This is a genomic window from Cumulibacter manganitolerans (assembly GCF_009602465.1).
GTDB classification, from domain to species: Bacteria; Actinomycetota; Actinomycetes; order Mycobacteriales; family Antricoccaceae; genus Cumulibacter; species Cumulibacter manganitolerans.
The window spans coordinates 1-19,413 of record NZ_WBKP01000058.1 but is presented as its reverse complement, the minus strand read 5'-3'; the positions used below and the strand labels follow the sequence as shown (position 1 = coordinate 19,413).

Here is a 19,413-nt window from a genome sequence, read left to right as displayed (position 1 = left end):
TCCGGACGGTTGTTCCGCGGCTCCGGACGGTTGTTCCGCGGCTCCGGACGGTTGTTCTGTGGCGACTTCGGGCGACGACGCCCGAAGTCGCAACAACACAACGGGGAAGGCGCGAACCGAGCCAGCGAGGCGCGGGGCGCTACTTGGCCTGGCGCTTCTGGATGGCGGCCCACTCGTCGCGCAGGCCCACCGTGCGGTGGAAGTAGCCCGGACGATCGGGATCGTTCGCGAAGTAGCCGAGCCGCTCGAACTGCAGCACCTGCCCGGGTGCGGCGTCGGCGACGGCGGCCTCCGCGAGCGCCCCCTCCAGCAGCTCCCGAGAGTCCGGGTTGAGGTCGTCGAGCGGCTCGCCGGTCGCCTCGCCCGGGACCGCGGCGGTGAACAGCCGGTCGTACAGCGCGGCGGTGACCGGTACGGCGTGCGGCGCCGACACCCAGTGCATCGTCGACTTCACCTTGCGGCCGTCCGGCGCCGTGCCACCGCGCGACTCGGGGTCGTACGTCGCACGCACCTCGACGACGGTGCCGTCGGCGTCCTTGACGACGTCGGTCGCCGTGATCAGGTAGGCGCCGCGCAGCCGGACCTCCTTGCCCGGCGACAGCCGGAAGAACTTCGGCGGCGGCACCTCGGCGAAGTCGTCGCGCTCGATCACCAGCTCGCCGGTGAACGCGACCCGGCGGACTCCGTCGTCCGGGTTCTCCGGGTTGTTCGCGACCTCGAAGTACTCCACGACCGGGTTTCCGGCGTCGTCCGTCGGCCAGTTGTCCAGCACCAGGCGCAGCGGGCGCAGCACGACCATGCGGCGCTGCGCGGTCAGGTTCAGCTCGCGACGCACGAACGACTCGAGCAGCTCGATCGCCTGCCGCGAGTTGGTGCGCGTCGTCCCGGTCTCGGTGCAGAACGCGCGGATCGCGGCCGCGGGATAGCCGCGTCGCCGCAGCCCCGAGATCGTCGGCATGCGCGCGTCCGACCAGCCGTCGACCACGCCCTCCTCGACCAGCTTGCGCAGCCGCCGCTTGGAGGTGATCGTGTGCGTGACCTCGAGGCGCGCGAACTCGATCTGCTTCGGGGTGTCGCTCGGCAGCGGCAGCTGGGCGAGCAGCCAGTCGTACAGCGGCCGGTGCGACTCGAACTCCATGGTGCACAGCGAGTGGGTGATGCCCTCGATCGCGTCGCCCTGCCCGTGCGCCCAGTCGTACGTCGGATAGATCGCCCACGCATCGCCGGTGCGGTGATGGTTGGCGTGCCGGATCCGGTACAGCACCGGATCGCGCAGCCACATGTTCTCGGCCTGCATGTCGATCTTCGCGCGCAGGCAGCGGGCGCCGTCCGGGAACTCGCCCGCGCGCATCCGTCGCAGCAGGTCGAGGCTCTCGGCCGCCGGCCGGTCGCGGTACGGCGACTCGATGCCCGGCTTGCCGTAGCCGCCGCGCTGCTCGGAGATGGTGTCGCCGTCCTGGTCGTCGACGTACGCCTTGCCGTCGCGCACCAACTGCTCGGCCCAGTCGTAGAGCTGCTCGAAGTAGTCCGAGGAGAACAGCACGGACGCCGGTTCGTACCCGAGCCACCGGACGTCGTGCACGATCTGCTCGACGTACTCGGTGTCCTCGGTCTCCGGGTTGGTGTCGTCGAAGCGCAGGTTGCAGGTGCCGCCGAACCGCTCGGCGGTGCCGAAGTTGACCACGATCGACTTGGCATGCCCGATGTGCAGGTAGCCGTTGGGCTCGGGCGGGAAGCGGGTCTGGACGCGCGAATCAAAGGTGCCGCGGGCGGTGTCGGCGCGCACGATCTCGCTGATGAAGTCGGTCGCCTCGGCCGCGGGGTCAGTCATGCGCGCTAGGTTACCAACGCCGCCGTCCCCCGATCTGGTTACCGCTGACCCGCTCAGCGCGTACGGGGCACCGAGATCGGGTCAGTACCCTTAGGGGATCATGACTTCTCCCGCTCGCCTCCGCGTCGCCCCCTCGCCCACCGGTGACCCGCACGTCGGTACCGCCTACATGTCGCTGTTCAACCTCGCCTACGCCCGCAAGACCGGCGGGCAGTTCGTGCTGCGCATCGAGGACACCGACCGGGCCCGCTACCAGGCCGACTCCGAGCAGCAGGTCTTCGACACGCTGCGCTGGCTCGACCTCGACTGGGACGAGGGGCCGGACGTCGGGGGCCCCTACGCGCCGTACCGCCAGTCCGAGCGCCTGGACACCTACCGACCGTTCGTCGAGCAGCTGCTCGCCGACGGCCACGCCTACTACTGCTGGTGCTCCCCGGAGCGGCTCACCGCGCTGCGCGAGGAGCAGCAACGGACGAAGTCGCCGGTGACGGGCTACGACCGGCTCTGCTACGGCAAGACCCGCGAGGAGCGCGCCGCGCTGCCGGGGTTCTCCGAGAACCCGGTCGTGCGGATGCTCGTGCCGGACGACGTCCCGCTGGAGTTCGACGACATCATCCGCGGCCGGGTCGCGGCCCCGCGGCCGGACGACCAGGTGATCCTGAAGGCCGACGGCTTCCCGACGTACCACCTCGCGGTCGTGGTCGACGACCATCTGATGGGCATCACGCACGTCGTCCGCGGCGAGGAGTGGATCTCCTCGACGCCCAAGCACGTGCTGCTCTACCGGATGCTGGGGCTGACGCCGCCGGCGTTCGCGCACATGCCGTTGCTGCGCAACACCGACAAGTCGAAGATCTCCAAGCGCAAGAATCCCGCGGCCCGGCTGACCTGGTTCCGCGAGCAGGGCTACCTGCCGGAGGCGCTGCGCAACTTCCTGCAGCTGCTGGCCTACCCGCCGGTCGAGGGCGACTCCGAGCTGGCGACCTTCGCCGAGTTCGTCGCCGGCTTCGACTGGGCCAAGGTCAACACGGTCGGCCCGATCTTCGACCTCAAGAAGCTCGACTGGCTCAACGGCGCGTACATCCGCACCCTGTCGCCGTCCGCGCTCGCCGACCGCATCGCCGAGCACTACGCCTACACCGGCGAGTGGACGCCGTCCGCGGCCGAGCTGGAGACGTTGCGCGCGGCCACGCCGCTGATCCAGGAGCGCCTCACCCTGCTGTCCGAGGCGCTGCCGAAGCTGCAGTTCCTGTTCACCGCGGACGACGACGTCGTCGTCGAGGAGGACGCGGCGAAGGCGCTCAACGAGGACGCTCCGCGGGTCCTCGACGCGGCGATCCCGGCGCTGGAGGCGCTCGAGTCCTTCGACACGGCCTCGGTCGAGGCCGCGCTGCGCGCGGCCCTCGTCGACGGGCTCGGCATCAAGCCGAAGTTCGCCTTCGGCCCGCTGCGCGTCGCGCTGACCGGCTCTCGGGTGTCCCCGCCGCTGTTCGAGTCGATGGAGCTGCTCGGGCGCGACTCGACGCTGGCCCGGCTGCGCCGTTTCCGCACCTCGCGGTAGCCACCGCCCGCTGTAACCAGCGTCTCGCTGTAACCGCACTATCACCGGTGCTCGGTTCTTCATGCGGAGCTAATCTGGACCTCGTCCGACGCGTGCGCGTCCCGCGCGCCGTCCTGGCCGAGGAGATCCGGATGCGACTGCCCCGCACGCTCGCTGCCATCGCCGCGCTGCCCCTGCTGGCCGCCGGCTGCGCGAACCCGGCCGACAACGACGAGCGGGCCGCCGCGGGCGCCGGCGCGACACGTACCTACTACGTCGCCGCCGATCCCGTCGAGTGGAACTACGCACCGCTCGGCACGAACGCCGTCTCCGGTGCGCCCTTCGGCGAGGAGGAGAACGTGTTCGTGCAGAACGCGCCGGACCGGATCGGCTCGACGTACCAGAAGTGCCTCTACCGCGGCTATGCCGATGACGGGTTCACCAGCCCGCAGGCAAGGCCGGCGGACGAGGCCTATCTCGGCTACCTCGGTCCGGTGCTGCGCGCCGAGGTGGGCGACACCATCACCGTGGTGTTCCGCAACAACTGCTCCTTCCCGACCTCGATGCACCCGCACGGCGTCTTCTACGACAAGGACAGCGAGGGCGCGCCGTACGCCGACGGCACCGGCGGCGAGGACACCGCCGACGACGCCGTCGCGCCGGGCGCGGAGCACACGTACACGTGGAAGGTCCCCGAGCGCTCCGGGCCCGGGCCGATGGAGGGAAGCTCGGTCGGGTGGATGTACCACTCGCACACCGACGAGATCGGTGACGTGTACGCGGGACTCGCCGGGTTCATCGTGGTCACGGCCAAGGGCAAGGCGCGCGCCGACGGAAGCCCGAAGGACGTCGACCAGGAGGTCTTCAGCCTGTACGAGGTGGACGACGAGAATGCCAGCCCGCTGATCGAGGACAACATCGCGAAGTACACCACCGCGCCGGTCGATCCCGGGGACGAGGGATTCCACGAGTCGAACCTGATGCACGCGATCAACGGCTACGTCTACGGCAACGGACCCGCGCCGACGCTCACCAAGGGCCAGCACGTGCGCTGGTACCTGATGGCGATGGGCACCGAGGTCGATCTGCACACCCCGCACTGGCACGGCAACACGGTGGTCGTGAACGGCATGCGCACCGACGTCACGTCGCTGCTGCCCGCCGGCATGGCGACCGCCGACATGGTGCCCGACGACGTCGGCACCTGGCTGTTCCACTGCCACGTCGGCGACCACATCGCCGCCGGCATGCAGGCCGTCTACGAGGTCGTCGCGTAGCGTCCGCGCGCCGCGGCGGCCGACCGGCGTCCGCATGCTGGGACGGCGAGGTGCGGCCGTGAGACGGGCGGCGTAGCGTGGTGAGGTCCCCACGACCTCCAGGAGCACCCGCATGCCCGAGCTTCGTTCACGTACGTCGACCCACGGCCGCCAGATGGCCGGCGCCCGCGCCCTGTGGCGCGCCACCGGAATGAACGACGGCGACTTCGGCAAGCCGATCATCGCGATCGCGAACTCCTACACGCAGTTCGTCCCCGGGCACGTGCATCTGAAGGACATGGGCGATCTGGTGGCAGGCGCGATCCGCGAGGCCGGCGGCGTCTCGAAGGAGTTCAACACGATCGCCGTCGACGACGGCATCGCCATGGGCCACGACGGCATGCTCTACTCGCTGCCCAGCCGCGAGCTGATCGCCGACTCGGTCGAGTACATGGTCAACGCGCACACCGCCGACGCGCTCGTGTGCATCAGCAACTGCGACAAGATCACCCCGGGGATGCTGATGGCCGCGATGCGGCTGAACATCCCGGCGATCTTCGTCTCCGGCGGCCCGATGGAGGCCGGCAAGGCGGTCGTCGTGAACGGTGTCGCGAGCACCCCGACGAACCTGATCACCGCGATCAACGCCTCCGCCGCCGAGGCGGTCAGCGACGAGGGCCTGGCCGAGGTCGAACGCTCGGCGTGCCCGACCTGCGGGTCGTGCTCGGGCATGTTCACCGCGAACTCGATGAACTGCCTGACCGAGGCGCTCGGTCTGTCGCTGCCGGGCAACGGCTCGACGCTGGCCACCCACGCCGCCCGCCGCGACCTGTTCCTGAACGCCGGTCGCATCATCGTCGACCTGTGCAAGCGCTACTACGACCAGGACGACGAGTCGGTGCTGCCGCGCAGCATCGCCAACCGCAAGGCCTTCCACAACGCCATGGCGCTGGACGTCGCGATGGGCGGCTCGACCAACACGGTGCTGCACATCCTCGCCGCCGCGCTCGAGGGCGAGCTCAGCTTCACGCTGCCGGACATCGACAAGCTGTCGCGCAGTGTGCCGTGCCTGTCCAAGGTCGCGCCCAACCATCCCGAGTACCACATGGAGGACGTGCACCGGGCCGGCGGCATCCCCGCGCTGCTCGGCGAGCTCGACCGCGCCGGGCTGCTGGAGACCGACGTCCACACCGTGCACTCCCCCGACTTGCGCAACTGGCTCGACGACTGGGACGTGCGCGGCGGGAAGGCCACCGAGGCGGCGATCGAGCTGTTCCACGCGGCGCCCGGCGGCGTCCGCACGACCGAGGCGTTCTCCACCCAGAACCGCTGGGACTCGCTGGACACCGACGCCGAGAACGGCTGCATCCGCGACATGGCGCACGCCTACACCAAGGACGGCGGCCTGGCCGTCCTATACGGCAACCTGGCCGAGGACGGCGCCGTCATCAAGACCGCCGGCATCGACGAGGAGCTGTTCCACTTCGTCGGGACGGCGATCGTCGTCGAGTCGCAGGAGGCCGCCGTCGAGGCGATCCTCAGCAAGCGCGTCCAGCCCGGGCACTGCGTCGTCGTCCGGTACGAGGGGCCGGCCGGTGGGCCGGGCATGCAGGAGATGCTGCACCCCACCTCGTTCATCAAGGGCCTCGGCCTCGGGCGCGAGTGCGCCCTGATCACCGACGGCCGCTTCTCCGGTGGCTCGTCGGGCATCTCGGTCGGCCACATCTCGCCCGAAGCGGCGTCCGGCGGCACGATCGGCCTGGTCGAGGACGGCGACGAGATCGAGATCGACGTCCACCAGCGGCTGATCCGGGTCAATGTGCCGGACGACGTGCTCGCCGAGCGGCGCGCCAAGATGGAGACCAGCGAGCACCCCTGGCATCCGGGCGAGCGCGAGCGCAAGGTCAGCCGCGCCCTCCAGGCGTACGCCTCGATGGTGACCTCCGGCAGCACCGGCGCCGTCCGCCAGATCCCGACCCGGTAGCCCGCGGAGCCGGCGCAGCAGGCTTCCGCCAGCCCCGCGGAGCCGCGGCTCCCGCACCCGACCGCGCCGCGTCGCATCGGGGGGGCCCGGGATCGCCTAGGGCAGCCCGGCCCGCGGCACCTCGACCCGCGCGGACAGCAGTACGGCCTCCCGGGCCGCGGCGCGCTTCTGCGCCGACGAATCGGGGGCGCCGCAGGCGTACAGGGTGCGCCCGTCGGCGCCGCCGAGCATGCACGCGAACAGCTTTCCGCCGTCCCAGTGGATCTCCTCGAGCACCTCGGCGCCCTCGGCGACCCGCATCAGCCGTGCGCCCGCGGCGTCCGCGAGCCAGACCGCGCCCGAGGCGTCCAGGCAGCCGCCGTCCGGAGCGACCGTGCGGACGGCGGCGATCGCCGCGACGTCCGCTCCCGGCGACGGCTGGGGACCGAACACCGCCCAGTCGCGCCGCTCGCCCAGCAGCCCGTCGGGCCCGATGTCGAATGCCGAGATGCGGTTCCCGTAGCTCTCGTTGACGATCAACGTGCGTCCGTCCGGCGTGATCATCGACCCGTTCGGGAAATACAGGCCGTCGGCGGCCACGTGCGCAGCGCCGTCCGGCTGCACCACCACCACCGCTGCCGTACGGAACGATTCGCCGGCGAACATGTCGAACCCGAAGTTGCCGACGTACGCGCGCCCATCGGCGTCCACCACCATGTCGTTGAGCAGGCCGGGCGCGAGTGCGGAGAGGTCCGCGTGGACGCTCACCTCGCCGTCGCGGACCCGGAGCACCTGACGGGCGGTCATCGCGACCAGCAGCATCGACCCGTCCGGCATCCACCCCATGCCCGAGGGGCGGTCGTCGAGCCGGAGCACCTCGCTCACCTGGCCGTCGTCGGTCACGGTGAGCACGCGACCGGAGTAGAAGTCCGACACGTACAGCTTCCCGTCGTGCCAGCGCGGGCCCTCGAGGAAGGTGAAACCGTCTGCTATCTGCTTGAGCATGCTCTCCGCCGATCGTTCGTCTCGCGCTCTGCGTCGTTCCTACCGCGCGAGCGGGACGTCGCGCTAGTCGCGGTCCTGCCAGGTGCAGATGCAGGCCTCGTTCCCCTCGGCATCCGCGAGGACCCAGAAGCTCGGCGCACTCTCGTCGCTCACCAGCCTCCCGCCGGCGAGGAGCGCCCGCTCACGACGTTGCTCGGCTTCGTCGTGCGCCACCGTGATGTCGAGGTGGATCCGGTTGCGCTGCGGCCTCGGCTCGTCCATCTGCTGGAACCAGAGCGACGGGCCGATGCGGTCCGGATCGACAAGGGCGTCGTCCCCGTCCGGGACATAGTCGGTCACCGCCTGCCAGAACGGCAGGACGCCGGGGATGTCCATCGCATCGATCGCGATCTCGACCTCGGTGAGCCGCCCGTGCTCGACCGCCAGACCACGCTCCTCGATGAGCTTGCTGACGGCCTCGCCGAACCGCACGTCGCGTTCGGTGATGCCGCCGACGTCATGGCTGGAGACCGCCACGTGCACCAGCGGGTAGCGCAGGTCGATCTCCGGATGGTGGTTCTGCTCCTCGGCGACCGCGCCGATCGCGTTGACCAGCTCCAGGCCGGCCGCGAACGAGTTGGTGCGGACGGCGACCTGCATCCGCCCCAGGAGATACCGCCAGCCGGGCAGCGCCGCGCTGGCTTGGGTGCGAGTTAGCGTCATGCCGCCACGCTACGTCCGGCGCCCCCGTAGTTCCAGCCACCCAGATTCTGCGGGAGGCTAGAGCAGCCCGGCCTTCAGCTGGCCGGCGAGCCACCGCTCGTACGCCGCGGCGCTCCACCCGCACCGATTCACCAGCCGGTCGTAGACCTCCGGCGAGTTGAGCGTCCAGGCGATGTCCACCGCCCGAGAGAGGGCAAGGCCCGGCCGCAAGCCGTGGACGTCGCGCAGCCGCGTCATCGCGTGGGTGGTTCCCGTGCGCCGTTCGCCTTCGATCGTGGCCAGGAAGGCTGCGACGCCGGAGTCGGCGGATCCGGGTCGGATGAAGGCTCCGATGATCGGCTCGACCCGCTGACCGATCACGCGGCACCACCGGGCGTACCTCTCGAGGTAGTCACCGGCCGACTCGCTGGTGAACATCGCCTTGAACTCCGGGCGATCGCTCATCGCCACCGACTCGTCGTCGCCGGCGAGCGTGACGTCGTAGCACGCCTTGAGCACCTCCGCCTTTCCGCCGATCGCGTTGTAGATCGTCTGCGGGCTCACCTGCGCAGCGCGCGCCAGATCGGCGATGGACAGCGACGCGTATCCGGTGCTCACCAGTAGCTCGTAGGCCGCCGCCAGGATCCTCGCCCGGGTCGCCCGCGCAGCGATCTGCCGTGCGGAGTTGTCGTACGCGCGTCTTGACACGGGCCGCCAATCAGTTGGATGCTTATTCCACTAGAATTGTGTTCGAGCGAAAGTATACCGCAATGTCGAACCTCGCCTCGCCCGCCGCCCATCGAATCTTCCACGCCATCAACTCGGGCGACCTGTCGTGCATACCCGAGTGCGTGACCGCGGACTTCGTGGATCACGGCTCACCCTTTCCCATCCCTGCGGGACCGGAGGGGTACACCCGGATCCTCCGCTTCGTCACCGACGTGCTCCGCATCCAGTACACGATCGAGGAACTGATCGAGACTGCCGACCGCATCGTCGTACGGGCCACCGCTCGCGGCAGCGGTGTCGCCGACTTCCATGGCTCGGACCTCGTCGGCGTCCCGTACGAGATGCAGACCCTGCACATCTACCGCACGCAGGACGATCTCCTCGCCGAGCACTGGGGGGTGCGCGACGAGCTGGGCGCGATGCGCCGAATGGAGGCGTCGGTAGCGGCACCGCGATGAGACCGGGGATCGTGCCGGCTAGAGCAGCCCGGCCTTCAACTGGCCGGCCAGCCACCGCTCGTACGCCGCGGCGCTCCACCCGCACCGATTCACCAGCCGGTCGTAGACCTCCGGCGAGTTGAGCGTCCAGGCGATGTCCACCGCCCGCTGCAGCGGGAGGCCGCGCCGGATCCCGTGCAGATCCGTCAGCCGGGTCATCGTGTGCACCGTGCCGATGCGCCGCTCGCCCTCGATGGTCTCCAGGAACCCCGCCACACCGGTGTCGGCCGTGCCCGGCCGGATGAACGCGGTGATCAGCTGCTCGACGCGCTCCCAGATGCCCCGGCACCACGCGGCGTACCGGTCGAGGAACTGGTCGGCGGACGTCGTCTCCGACATGGCGCGGTATTGCGGCCGCTGCGCCATCGGCACCGGCTCGTCGTCCCCGGCCAACGTGACGTCGTAGCACGCCTTGAGGACGTCGGCCTTGCCGCCGATCGAGTTGTAGATGTCTGCGGGCTGACGTCCGCTGCGCGCGCGAGCTGGGCCATCGACAGCGCCGCGTACCCGTGCTCGACCAGCAGGTCGTACGCCGCTGCCAGGATCCGGGCGCGGGTCGCCCGCGCGGACACCGCACGCGCGGAATTGTCGTACGAACGCCTTGACATGCCTCTCCGAACCGCTGGATGATGACTCCAGTGGAATGTTGTGCCATCGAAAGGCTAAGTATCGCTCGACTACGCATCGCCGCACGGCGTTGCGTAGTCGACGTTGGCCCGCAGGTACTCCCTCGCGGGTCGGGTTGCGCCCTGACGATGGTCGGCATTCGCTCGCGTCCGGACGATCTCGGCGCCGCGCACTGGGGGGGTACGCGACGCACCGGATGCGGTGCGCCGGATGGGGGACTTCGGCGCTCCGTGAGATCGGACGGTCTGCGGCGGAGTAGTGCACGCTTTCGGAGATGCAGCGTGCGCTACTCCACCGCAGGTTCCGCGTGACGGCGATCTAGACTTGGCCTCTCATGAGCTACCAGCGCTACGTCGCGATCGGCGACTCGACCACCGAAGGCCTGGAAGACCCCTACCCGCCGCACGCGCACCTGTACGAGCGGCACGGGCACTCGCTGTCGCCGAGCCACCCCGAGGTCGCCGGGTCGTACCGGGGCTGGGCGGACCGGCTCGCCGTGCACATCGCCGACGCGCAGGCCGAGCCGCTGGAGTACGCGAACCTGGCGATCCGCGGCCACCGGCTCGCCGACATCCGCGCGACCCAGCTGGACGCGGCGCTGGCCATGCGCCCGGACGTCATGACGATCGTCGGCGGTGTCAACGACGCGTCCAAGATCTCGTGGGACGCGCATGCGGTGCGCGGGCACATCGGCTACCTGTTCGGCAAGGCGACGCGGTCCGGCGCGGTGGTGCTGACCTTCACGATGCCCGACCCGGCGGCGATCAACTGGCTCGTCCGGCCGCTGCGGCGCAACATCCACGAGCTCAACGAGATCACCCGCGAGGAAGCCGCGCGCTTCGGCGTCCGGGTGCTCGACGTCGCCGCGCATCCGGTCGGGGTGGACCCCCGGCTGTGGCACGCCGACCGGCTGCACGGCACCAGCCTCGGGCACCAGCGCATCGCTCTCGGCCTGGCGTACACCCTGGGGCTCCCGGGCTTCGACGAGTCGTGGGCGCGGCCGCTGCCGCCGGCCGACCTCGGCACCTGGTGGCAGCGGCGGGCCGGCGACCGGGCCTGGCTGCGCGACTACTTCATCCCCTTCGTGCGACGGCACCGCCGGGGTGAGTCGATGGGCGACGGGCGTACGGCGAAGCGTCCGCTGCCCACTGTCGTCGGCCCGGAGATGTCGCCCGAGACGCACACCGGCTAGGCACCCGCCAGGTCACTCGCGGGCGATGCCCGCCTCCGCCGCGTACGCGGCGGCCTTCTCGAGCCCGAACGCCTCCACCGGTCCGATCGCGCCGCGTCGGGTCACCTCTCCGGCGAGCAGCTTCTCGGCGACGAGCGCGATGAACGCGGCGGTGAAGTCGTAGCCGTTGACGCCGGTGAGCCGTACCCGGCTCACGACCGCACCGTTCTCGTCGGCGCCCTCGGCGAGGATCACGGCGTACGACTGGGCGCGCGTCTCGGCGTCCGGGCCGCCGGTGGACCCCGGCGTCCTCGCCTCCGACTCGGCCATCAGCCGCGCGCGGCTCGCCTCGTCGGCCAGCAGCGGCTCGAGCGCGGCGGCCTGCGCCTGGACCTTGTCGGGGTCGTTCCACCCCAGGTACACGTCGACGTTCTTCAGCTGCGGGTAGACCCGGGGAAGGGACAGGGCCTCGGAGGAGCCTACGCTGAACCCGCGCGCCGGGACGCCGGGATCGACCTCGCCGAAGTCGTGCTTGCGCGTCGCCGTCCGCTCGGTGACGACCTGCCCGTCGAGGAACGCGTACGACGGGTAGAACATCGCGCCGGCGCTCGAGGCCATGGTGCCGCCCGACATGCTGCCCTTGCCCGGCTTGCCGCCGTTGAAGTACCCGACCTTGATCGACGTCACGGAGGGGTCCGCGTCGGCAGCGATCGCTCCGGCGACGTTGCCGGGCGCCCAGTCGTAGCCCAGCGCCGTCAGCATCGTGATGCCCGCGGCCTCGGCGCGGGGCCCGTAGTTCTCGAAGATGTCGCGGATGAACGCGCCCTCGCCGGTCGAGTCGACGTAGTGTGCCCCGGTGCGCACGGCCGCGTCGGCGGCGACCGAGCCCCAGCGCACGAACGGCCCCACGGTCGAGATGAGCACGTCGCCGGGCTCCAGAAGCGCCTCGAGCGATGCCGAATCGGCGATGTCGGCGACCGCGGTGGGCCAGTCGACCTCGAGGCGCGCGACCAGCTCGGCGAGCTTCTGCTCGCTGCGCGCGGCGAGGACTGCGCGCGCGCCGCGCCTCTTCAGCGCCTCCGCGGTGAGCTCGCCGGTGTAGCCGGTCGCTCCGAACAGCACAATCTTGCCCATGTGGATCCTCTCGTCGTCCTGGTCCGGCTCGCTAGCCGAGCCGGGTCAGCGCCTTGCGCAGGCCGCGCATGCCCTGCCGGATGCGCGCCTCGTTCTCGATGAGGGCGAACCGCACGTTGCCCTCGCCGCCGGGGCCGAAGCCGACGCCGGGCGACACCGCCACGTGCGCCTCCTTCACCAGCATCGAGGCGAACTCGACCGAGCCCATCTGCTTGTACGGCTCGGGAATGGGCGCCCAGAGGAACATCGTGCCCTTGGGTGCGGCGACCGTCCAGCCGATCTCGTTCAGGCCCTTGACCAGTGCGTCGCGCCGGGACTGGTAGACTGGCTGCACCTCTCGGGGGAAGTCCGCCGCTCCTGCAGGGTCACCGTCGCGGCGATCTGGATCGGCTGGAAGGCCCCGTAGTCCAGGTACGACTTGAGCTTCTGCAGGGCCGCGACCACCTCGCGATTGCCGGCGAGGAACGCCATCCGCCAGCCGGCCATCGAGAACGACTTCGTCATGGAGTACAGCTCGACGGCGCACTCCTTGGCGCCGTCCGCCTGCAGGATGGAGGGCGGCTCCCAGCCGTCGAAGCCGAGGTCGGCGTACGCGTTGTCGTGGACGACGACGATCTCCCGCTCCCGGGCGAAGTCGACGACCCGCTGGAAGAAGTCCAGGTCGACCGTCGCCGTGGTGGGGTTGTGCGGGAAGGAGAGCACGATGACCCGCGGCTTGGGCCAGGAGTACTCGTAGGCCTCGACGATGTTGCCGAAGAGGTCCTGGTCGGTGCCCATCGCGATCTCCCGGACCGCCGCGCCGGCGAACAGGGGGCCCCAGATGTGGATCGGGTACGACGGTGCCGGCACCAGGGCGGCGTCGCCGGGCTGCAGCAGCACCCACATCAGGTGGCTGAAGCCCTCCTTCGCCCCGATGGTCGAGATGACCTCCGTGTCGGGGTCGAGGTCGACGTCGAACCGACGCTTGTACAGGTCCGCGAAGCCCTTGCGCAGGTTCGGCAGGCCACGCGAGCTCGAGTAGCGGTGGTTGCGGGCGTTGTGCGCGGCCTCGGCGAGCTTCTCCACGGCGATCTGCGGCGAGGGGAGGTCGGGGTTCCCGAAGCCGAGGTCGATGATGTCGATCCCGGCTCGCCGCGCCTCGACCTTGAGCGAGTCGATGATGGTGAAGACGTACGGCGGCATGCCGGTGATGCGACGGAACTCCATCGGGCAATCGTAGCCGCGGGCCGGCCCGGGGTCGCCGCGGCGAGCGCGCGGTCGCACCGCAGAGCCATCGGCCGGCGACCTGCATGCCGAGGTCGCGGCGGCGGGCTGGCATCCTGGGGTGACCGAGCTGTCCGTCGCCGTCCCGAGGAGATGCCGTATGACCACGCCGAGCACGCCCGACCCCGAGCTGATCGGCTACGAGGTCGTCGATCGAGTCGCCGTGCTGTCCATGCGCAAGGCACCGGTGAACGCCCTCGACGATGCGATGCTCGACGCGCTGCACGGCGGGCTGCGGCGGGCGGACGCCGACCGCGAGGTGGGCGCGATCGTGCTGACCAGCGGCCTGGAGAAGGTCTACTGCGGTGGCATGGATCTGCGGTGGGCGGCCACGACCGACGTCCTGTCGATGCGCGCGTTCATCCGTCGCCTCTACATCGGCACGATGGACGTGCAGTACGGCCTGTCGAAGCCGACGATCGCCGCGGTCAACGCGCCCGCGCGGGGCGCCGGGATGACGATCTCCGTCACCTGCGACATGGTCGTCGCCGCGGACGACGCCGACCTCGGCTACCCGGAGATCAACGTCGGCTTCATCGCCGCGATCCACAACGCGCACCTGCCGCGGCAGATCGGCCGCGCCAAGGCGTTCGAGATGCTGATCGGCGGGGAGCCCATGTCGGCCGCCGAGGCGGAGCGTCGCGGGCTGATCAACTACGCGGTGCCGCGCGCGCAGGTCCGCGAGAAGGCCATCGACCTCGGCCGCGCGCTCGCGGCCAAGTCACCGCAGCTGATGGCTCTCGCGCGCAGCGCGTTCGTCCGGCAGTACGACCTGGACTACCGGCGGTCGGTGGAGAACCAGGTGGAGGCGCTGTGCACCGCGTTCTCGAGCCCGGACGGGCAGGAGGCGCTGCGCGCGTTCGTGGAGAAGCGCAGACCCGTCTGGGCGGCTCCCGCGGCGCGATCGGTTGTTGAGAGTTAAACTGTTAGCATGAGCAACTTGGTGGGGTTCCCGCGCGAGGTCAATGAGAAGGCTGCGCGCTCGGTCGCCGGCGGCGTCGTCGTGCTGGCGGTGCTGGCGCTGGTCACCGGCTGGCGGTGGGTGCCGGTGGTCATGGCGATCGGCTTCGCGCTGCGGGTTCTCGCCGGTCCGCGCTTCAGCCCGCTCGGACAGCTGGCGACCCGCGTGATCGCGCCGCGGCTCGGCACGCCCAAGATCGTGCCCGGGCCCCCGAAGCGCTTCGCCCAGGCGATCGGCTTCCTGTTCACCACGGCGGCGTCCGTCGCGGCAATCGGATTCGGCGCCACCGTCGTCGCCGCCGTGCTGATGGGCGTCCTCCTGGCGTTCGCGCTGCTGGAGTCGGTCGTCGGCTTCTGCGCCGGCTGCTACGTCTTCGGCTGGCTGATGCGGTGGGGGGTCATTCCCGCGGACACCTGCGAGGCCTGCAACAACGTCCAGCTACGGCTGGCCCAGGCGACCGCGCGGTAGGCGAGCCCACCTCGTACGACGCCCGGGCCCCCGGGTCCCGGCTACCAGCTGCCGCCGGCCTGCCCGTCGTTGTCCGGCCGGCGCCGCGGCTTCCCGGTGAACGCGTCGAGCCGGTTCAGCGCTCCGTCGATCTGGCCCGCGTACTTGCCCTGCGTGCGCTTGTTGACGAACGTGCCGGCCTTCTCGGCGTACTTCGCGACCTTGTCGGGATTGCGCTGCGCGAAGGACTGGGCCTTGCGAAGGATCTGGTCGAGCTTGCTCATGCGGTTCTCCTCGCGGATCTGCGATGTGGTCCTCAGGTACAGCGACCGGCCGGCGCGAGTTGTTCCCGCCGCCCGATCGCGGGGCGGCGCCGTGTCACTGCGCCAGCCGCTCGGCGAGCCGGCCGATCCCGGCGCGGACGAGGTCGGCGTACGGCGAGTCGTCGAGGGCGTCCGTCGCTCCGAGCGCCAGGTCGAGGTGCCGGCCCGCGCCCTGAAGGTTGCCCGATCGGCGCAGCGCGTCGGCGACGTTGAGGTGCAGCGAGGGCAGGAACCCGCGGGCCGACGCGACCTCGATCGGCAGCAGATCGGCGTCGGTGACGTGCGCGTGCTCCGCGAGCGCCCGCTGGTCCCAGGCGAGCTCGTCGAGGACGTCCCGCTGCGTGTCGGCGAGGAAGTGCGCGAGCACGCAGCGGTGCGCGTGCTGCTCCGGTGTCGTGGCGGCCCACTGGCGCAGCAGCACCGCGCGGCCGTCCGGATCGCCGGACTGCGCCGCGGCGATCGCCGCGGTGATCGAGTCCCAGTCAGCCATGCGCGCCATCGTGCCCGACGGAACCGACACGGGCTGTCGGCGAGTGCCCGGCGGCGCCTCGCTAGTGGTGGCGGGCCCTGCCCGCCGCGATCTCTTCCTCGATCTCCTGGCGCTCGGCGGCGACCTGCGGCGGGTCGTACGCCGCACCCGGGTCGCGGATCTCGGCGAACGCCTCCTCGTCGGTGAGGTCCGCGCGATGCCGCGGCAGCAGCAGTGCGACCAGCGTGCCGGCCGCCGCCGCGACGCCCGAGATCGCGAAGACCCACAGGAACGCCGACGCCGAAGGAACCAGCTCGTTCCCGGCGGGGACGACGAAGGCCGCCAGGACCATGGCCACGACGGCCGACGACGACGAGGTGCCGATCGAGCGCAGCAGCGCATTGAGCCCGTTGGCGGAGGCCGTCTCGGTGACCGGTACCGCGCGCATGATCAACGTCGGCATCGCGGCGTACGCCAGGGCGACGCCCGCGCTGGTCACGCACGAGCCGATCAGCAGCCACGAGACCGACTGGCTGAACGGCATCATCGCCGCGTACCCGACGACGATCAACGAGCCACCGGTCAACAGCGTCGTCTTGGCGCCGAACCGGTGCGAGATGGACGCCGACACCGGTGCCAGCAGCACCATGACGGCCCCGGACGGCAGCAGGAACAACCCGGCCCCGAGCGGGGTGAAGCCGAACCCGGGTCCCGCTCCCTCGGGCAGCGTCAGCAGCTGCATAGTGCCGAGCAGCTGGCCGAACATGCTGAACCCGACCAGCACGGTCGCGGTGTTGGTGATCAGGACCGGACGACGCGCCATCGTCCGCAGGTCGACCAACGGCTGGGTCAGCCGGAGCTCGTAGGGAATCCAGATGGCGACGAGGACGACGGCCGCGGCGAACAGCCCCAGGGTGAGCCCGCTGGTCCACCCCCAGGTGGCGCCCTTCGAGATCGCCAGCAGCAGCGCGAGCAGCGCACCGGACAGCAGCACCGACCCGACATAGTCGACCCGGCCGGGCGAGCGGATCGTGGACTCGTCCACGACGAGCAGGATCGCGGCGATCAGCACGACCCCGACGACCGCACTGAGCAGGAACACGGCGTTCACCCCGAAGTGGCTGTACACCAGGCCCCCGAGCGGCATGCCGACCGAGCCACCGATGCCGAGCGTCGCGCTCATGACCGCGACCGCCGTCCCGATGCGTTCCCGGGGAAGCAGGTCACGCATGACGCTGATACCGACCGGCACGATCGCAAAGCTCGCGCCCTGCAGCGCGCGACCGATCAGCACGACCATCAGCGAGCCGCCCAGCGCGCCGACCAGCGAGCCGACGGTCACCAGCCCGAGGCACAGCAGCAGCATCTTCCGCTTGCCGAACATGTCGGCCAGCCGCGAGATGATCGGCATGCTGACGGCGCTGGTCAGCAGGGTCGCGGTGATGATCCACGAGACGTTCTCGGGCGTGGTGTGCAGGCTGTGGTGCAGGTCGGCGAGCGCCGGAACCAGCGAAGTCTGCTGTAGCGACACCGTGAGGCCGCACAGGCTGAGCACGAGCACGACCGTGCGCACGCTCGCCGGACGCCGAAAGCGACGGGCAGGAGAGGAAGAGGCCAAGACAAGATCACCGCATATCGGTGGAGCAGCAGAGGTCGTTAGTCTATCGAAATACCGGCTGCCGCGGACCCGTCCCCCGGGTCTACAGTCGCTTCTCGTGACTACGGCTGGTGACGCCCGGTTCGCCGAGTCCTGTCACGGTCGTCGAGCGAGCCGGAGCCGCTAGGCGCAGGCGACGTCGAGACGCCGTGCGCCGCGCTGCGAGGTCACCACGTCTCGACGTCGCTCGTTCCTCGCTCGCTCGACGACCGTGGAAGTGAACCCGCCCGACGACCGCGGGGTGAACCCGCCCGACGACCGTGGGAGTGAACCCGCCCGACGACCGTGGAGGCCCTTCACGACCGTGGGAGGACCCGCCCGACGACCGCGGAGGCTCGCGACGACGGCGCCCCTGAACGGTCGTCGAGCGAGCCGGAGCCGCTAGGCGCAGGCGACGTCGAGACGCCGTGCGCCGCGCTGCGAGGTCACCACGTCTCGACGTCGCTCGTTCCTCGCTCGCTCGACGACCGTGGAAGTGAACCCGCCCGACGACCGCGGGGTGAACCCGCCCGACGACCGTGGGAGTGAACCCGCCCGACGACCGTGGAGGCCCTTCACGACCGTGGGAGGACCCGCCCGACGACCGCGGAGGCTCGCGACGACGGCGCCCCTGAACGGTCGTCGAGCGAGCCGGAGCCGCTAGGCGCAGGCGACGTCGAGACGCCGTGCGCCGCGCTGCGAGGTCACCACGTCTCGACGTCGCTCGTTCCTCGCTCGCTGGACCTTCGACCGTGGGGTGAACCCGCTCGACGACCGTGGGGACGCAGTGCGCTGGCGGCTCAGCGGGGGCGGCGGAATCCGTCGGCGACCGCCGCCGCCAGCTCCAGGTAGGCACGCTCGGTCCGGGGCCGGATCTGCGACATGTCGATCCGCCCGCCGATGACCAGGTGCGGGTCGTACGGGATCTCGATGACCGCCCGGCAGCGCGCCCCGAAGTGGTTGCGCAGCACCTCCATGTCCACCGAGTCCGACTTCTCGCGTACCGAGGAGATCACCGCCACGGCACCCGAGACGAGATCGCCGTAGCCGTGCGCGACCAGCCAGTCGAGCGTCTTCGCCGCGCGCGAGGACCCGTCGACGCTCGGCGCGCCGACCACCACGAGCGAGTCCGCCGCCTCGAGGGTGCCGCGCATCGCCGAGTGCAGCATGCCGGTGCCGGAGTCGGTGAGGATCACGTTGTAGTACCTCGACAGCAGCGCAGTCACCCGCGTGTACTGCTCGGCGTCGAACGCCTCGCTGACCTCGGCGTCCTGGTCGGAGGCGAGCACCTGCAGGCGGTTGGCCAGCGACATGTACCGCGAGATGTCGGTGAAGGACTGGACCTGCTCGAGGTTCTCCAGCAGATCGCGCACCGACACGTCGGTGACGCCGGTGAGCCGCTCGGCCAGCGTCCCGGCGTCGGGGTTCGCATCGAGCGCGACGACCCGGTCGCCCCGGTAGTGCGCCAGCGTGAGCCCCAGACAGGACGTCGTGGTGGTCTTGCCGATGCCGCCCTTCAAGCTCACGACGGCGATCTTGTGGCAGCCCCTGATCGGCGTGCGGATCCGCTCGACCAGGGCGTTCTTCTCGCTCTGCTCGCGGGAGATTCCGGGGTTGATCCCTCCGAACGAAGCCTTGTAGACCGCCCGACGCCAGCCGTTCGCCGGCGCCTCCTTGCGCGGCCTGACCAGCGCGGCCTGGTCGAGGTCGAGCGGCACTATCGACGGCGCCTGGACCGGCCCGCCGGGCGGCGGCGCCGGCCGCTGGGCGCTTGGCTGCTGAGCGCTCGGTTGCTGGGCGCTCGGTTGCTGCGGTACAGGCGGGACGCCGCCGGACCGGGGCGTGGACGGCGCCCCGTGGCGGGCCGTCGGCGCCGGCGC

19 protein-coding genes and 1 pseudogene are annotated in these 19,413 nt (G+C 70.8%); 7 read left to right on the top strand and 13 right to left on the bottom strand.

From position 1 onward, the window contains the following. Positions 1-139 precede the first annotated feature (139 nt). Positions 140-1,831 (bottom strand): glutamine--tRNA ligase/YqeY domain fusion protein, encoded by a 1,692-nt coding sequence (locus F8A92_RS15865; RefSeq protein WP_153506150.1) that lies wholly within the window; start codon positions 1,829-1,831, stop codon positions 140-142. A gap of 100 nt (positions 1,832-1,931) precedes the next feature. On the opposite strand from F8A92_RS15865, the gene gltX reads away from it, so the two are divergent. From gltX to ilvD, 3 genes are all read left to right on the top strand, one after another. After that, positions 1,932-3,392 carry a glutamate--tRNA ligase gene (gene gltX, locus F8A92_RS15860; protein ID WP_153506149.1) on the top strand — a complete coding sequence of 487 codons (1,461 nt, stop codon included), beginning with the start codon at positions 1,932-1,934 and terminating at the stop codon, positions 3,390-3,392. A 131-nt stretch (positions 3,393-3,523) separates the two neighbouring features. Then, the gene (locus F8A92_RS15855) at positions 3,524-4,648 is read left to right on the top strand and encodes a multicopper oxidase domain-containing protein (RefSeq protein WP_153506148.1); all 1,125 of its coding nucleotides are present in this window, start codon (positions 3,524-3,526) and stop codon (positions 4,646-4,648) included. Positions 4,649-4,760: 112 nt separating this feature from the next. Next, positions 4,761-6,611, top strand: coding sequence for a dihydroxy-acid dehydratase (gene ilvD, locus F8A92_RS15850; protein ID WP_153506147.1), 1,851 nt, complete (start codon positions 4,761-4,763; stop codon positions 6,609-6,611). Between the two features lie 96 nt (positions 6,612-6,707). Here ilvD and F8A92_RS15845 read toward each other — a convergent pair whose 3' ends face one another. From F8A92_RS15845 to F8A92_RS15835, 3 genes are all read right to left on the bottom strand, one after another. Beyond that, positions 6,708-7,595: an SMP-30/gluconolactonase/LRE family protein gene (locus tag F8A92_RS15845; protein ID WP_153506146.1), complete on the bottom strand. Its 888-nt coding sequence runs from the start codon at positions 7,593-7,595 to the stop codon at positions 6,708-6,710. Positions 7,596-7,658: 63 nt separating this feature from the next. Continuing rightward, positions 7,659-8,297 carry a VOC family protein gene (locus F8A92_RS15840; RefSeq protein ID WP_153506145.1) on the bottom strand — a complete coding sequence of 213 codons (639 nt, stop codon included), beginning with the start codon at positions 8,295-8,297 and terminating at the stop codon, positions 7,659-7,661. 57 nt (positions 8,298-8,354) lie between these two features. Then, positions 8,355-8,984, bottom strand: a complete 630-nt coding sequence (locus tag F8A92_RS15835; RefSeq protein WP_153506144.1) for a TetR/AcrR family transcriptional regulator — start codon at positions 8,982-8,984, stop codon at positions 8,355-8,357. A gap of 62 nt (positions 8,985-9,046) precedes the next feature. Between F8A92_RS15835 and F8A92_RS15830 the strand changes: the two genes are divergently transcribed. Continuing rightward, positions 9,047-9,463 (top strand): ester cyclase, encoded by a 417-nt coding sequence (locus F8A92_RS15830; protein ID WP_153506143.1) that lies wholly within the window; start codon positions 9,047-9,049, stop codon positions 9,461-9,463. A gap of 18 nt (positions 9,464-9,481) precedes the next feature. Here F8A92_RS15830 and F8A92_RS15825 read toward each other — a convergent pair whose 3' ends face one another. Together F8A92_RS15825 and F8A92_RS19395 are read right to left on the bottom strand one after the other, a co-directional pair. Further along, positions 9,482-9,895, bottom strand: a complete 414-nt coding sequence (locus tag F8A92_RS15825) for a hypothetical protein (RefSeq protein WP_228389499.1) — start codon at positions 9,893-9,895, stop codon at positions 9,482-9,484. A gap of 68 nt (positions 9,896-9,963) precedes the next feature. Then, positions 9,964-10,110: pseudogene (locus F8A92_RS19395) on the bottom strand (TetR family transcriptional regulator); the annotation flags it as partial. A 353-nt stretch (positions 10,111-10,463) separates the two neighbouring features. Between F8A92_RS19395 and F8A92_RS15815 the strand changes: the two are divergent. Beyond that, positions 10,464-11,321 carry an SGNH/GDSL hydrolase family protein gene (locus F8A92_RS15815; RefSeq protein ID WP_153506140.1) on the top strand — a complete coding sequence of 286 codons (858 nt, stop codon included), beginning with the start codon at positions 10,464-10,466 and terminating at the stop codon, positions 11,319-11,321. A gap of 12 nt (positions 11,322-11,333) precedes the next feature. Here F8A92_RS15815 and F8A92_RS15810 read toward each other — a convergent pair whose 3' ends face one another. The 3 genes from F8A92_RS15810 to F8A92_RS15805 are packed head-to-tail and all read right to left on the bottom strand — an operon-like array spanning position 11,334 to position 13,640. Continuing rightward, positions 11,334-12,434, bottom strand: a complete 1,101-nt coding sequence (locus F8A92_RS15810) for a saccharopine dehydrogenase family protein (RefSeq protein WP_153506139.1) — start codon at positions 12,432-12,434, stop codon at positions 11,334-11,336. Between the two features lie 31 nt (positions 12,435-12,465). After that, complete coding sequence (locus F8A92_RS19235; protein ID WP_267130050.1) at positions 12,466-12,768, bottom strand: aminotransferase class I/II-fold pyridoxal phosphate-dependent enzyme; 303 nt, start codon at positions 12,766-12,768, stop codon at positions 12,466-12,468. Then, positions 12,720-13,640, bottom strand: a complete 921-nt coding sequence (locus F8A92_RS15805; RefSeq protein WP_267130049.1) for an aminotransferase class I/II-fold pyridoxal phosphate-dependent enzyme — start codon at positions 13,638-13,640, stop codon at positions 12,720-12,722. The genes F8A92_RS19235 and F8A92_RS15805 overlap by 49 nt, the downstream gene beginning before the upstream one ends. Positions 13,641-13,797: 157 nt before the next feature. Between F8A92_RS15805 and F8A92_RS15800 the strand changes: the two genes are divergently transcribed. Further along, a complete protein-coding gene (locus F8A92_RS15800) occupies positions 13,798-14,619 on the top strand; it encodes an enoyl-CoA hydratase/isomerase family protein (protein ID WP_153506138.1) in 822 nt (273 codons plus the stop codon). A 9-nt stretch (positions 14,620-14,628) separates the two neighbouring features. Continuing rightward, positions 14,629-15,126 carry a DUF4395 domain-containing protein gene (locus F8A92_RS15795; RefSeq protein WP_153506137.1) on the top strand — a complete coding sequence of 166 codons (498 nt, stop codon included), beginning with the start codon at positions 14,629-14,631 and terminating at the stop codon, positions 15,124-15,126. 41 nt (positions 15,127-15,167) lie between these two features. On the opposite strand, the gene F8A92_RS15790 is transcribed toward F8A92_RS15795, so the two are convergent. The 4 genes from F8A92_RS15790 to F8A92_RS15775 form a co-directional block, all read right to left on the bottom strand. After that, positions 15,168-15,389: an antitoxin gene (locus tag F8A92_RS15790; RefSeq protein ID WP_153506136.1), complete on the bottom strand. Its 222-nt coding sequence runs from the start codon at positions 15,387-15,389 to the stop codon at positions 15,168-15,170. Between the two features lie 94 nt (positions 15,390-15,483). Further along, a complete protein-coding gene (locus tag F8A92_RS15785) occupies positions 15,484-15,918 on the bottom strand; it encodes a hypothetical protein (RefSeq protein ID WP_153506135.1) in 435 nt (144 codons plus the stop codon). Positions 15,919-15,979: 61 nt separating this feature from the next. Beyond that, on the bottom strand, positions 15,980-17,452 hold the full coding sequence (locus F8A92_RS15780; protein ID WP_228389498.1) for an MFS transporter: 1,473 nt from the start codon (positions 17,450-17,452) through the stop codon (positions 15,980-15,982). A gap of 881 nt (positions 17,453-18,333) precedes the next feature. Beyond that, positions 18,334-19,413, bottom strand: a 1,080-nt coding sequence (locus F8A92_RS15775; protein ID WP_228389497.1) for a MinD/ParA family ATP-binding protein, incomplete at its 5' end; no start/stop codon positions are given.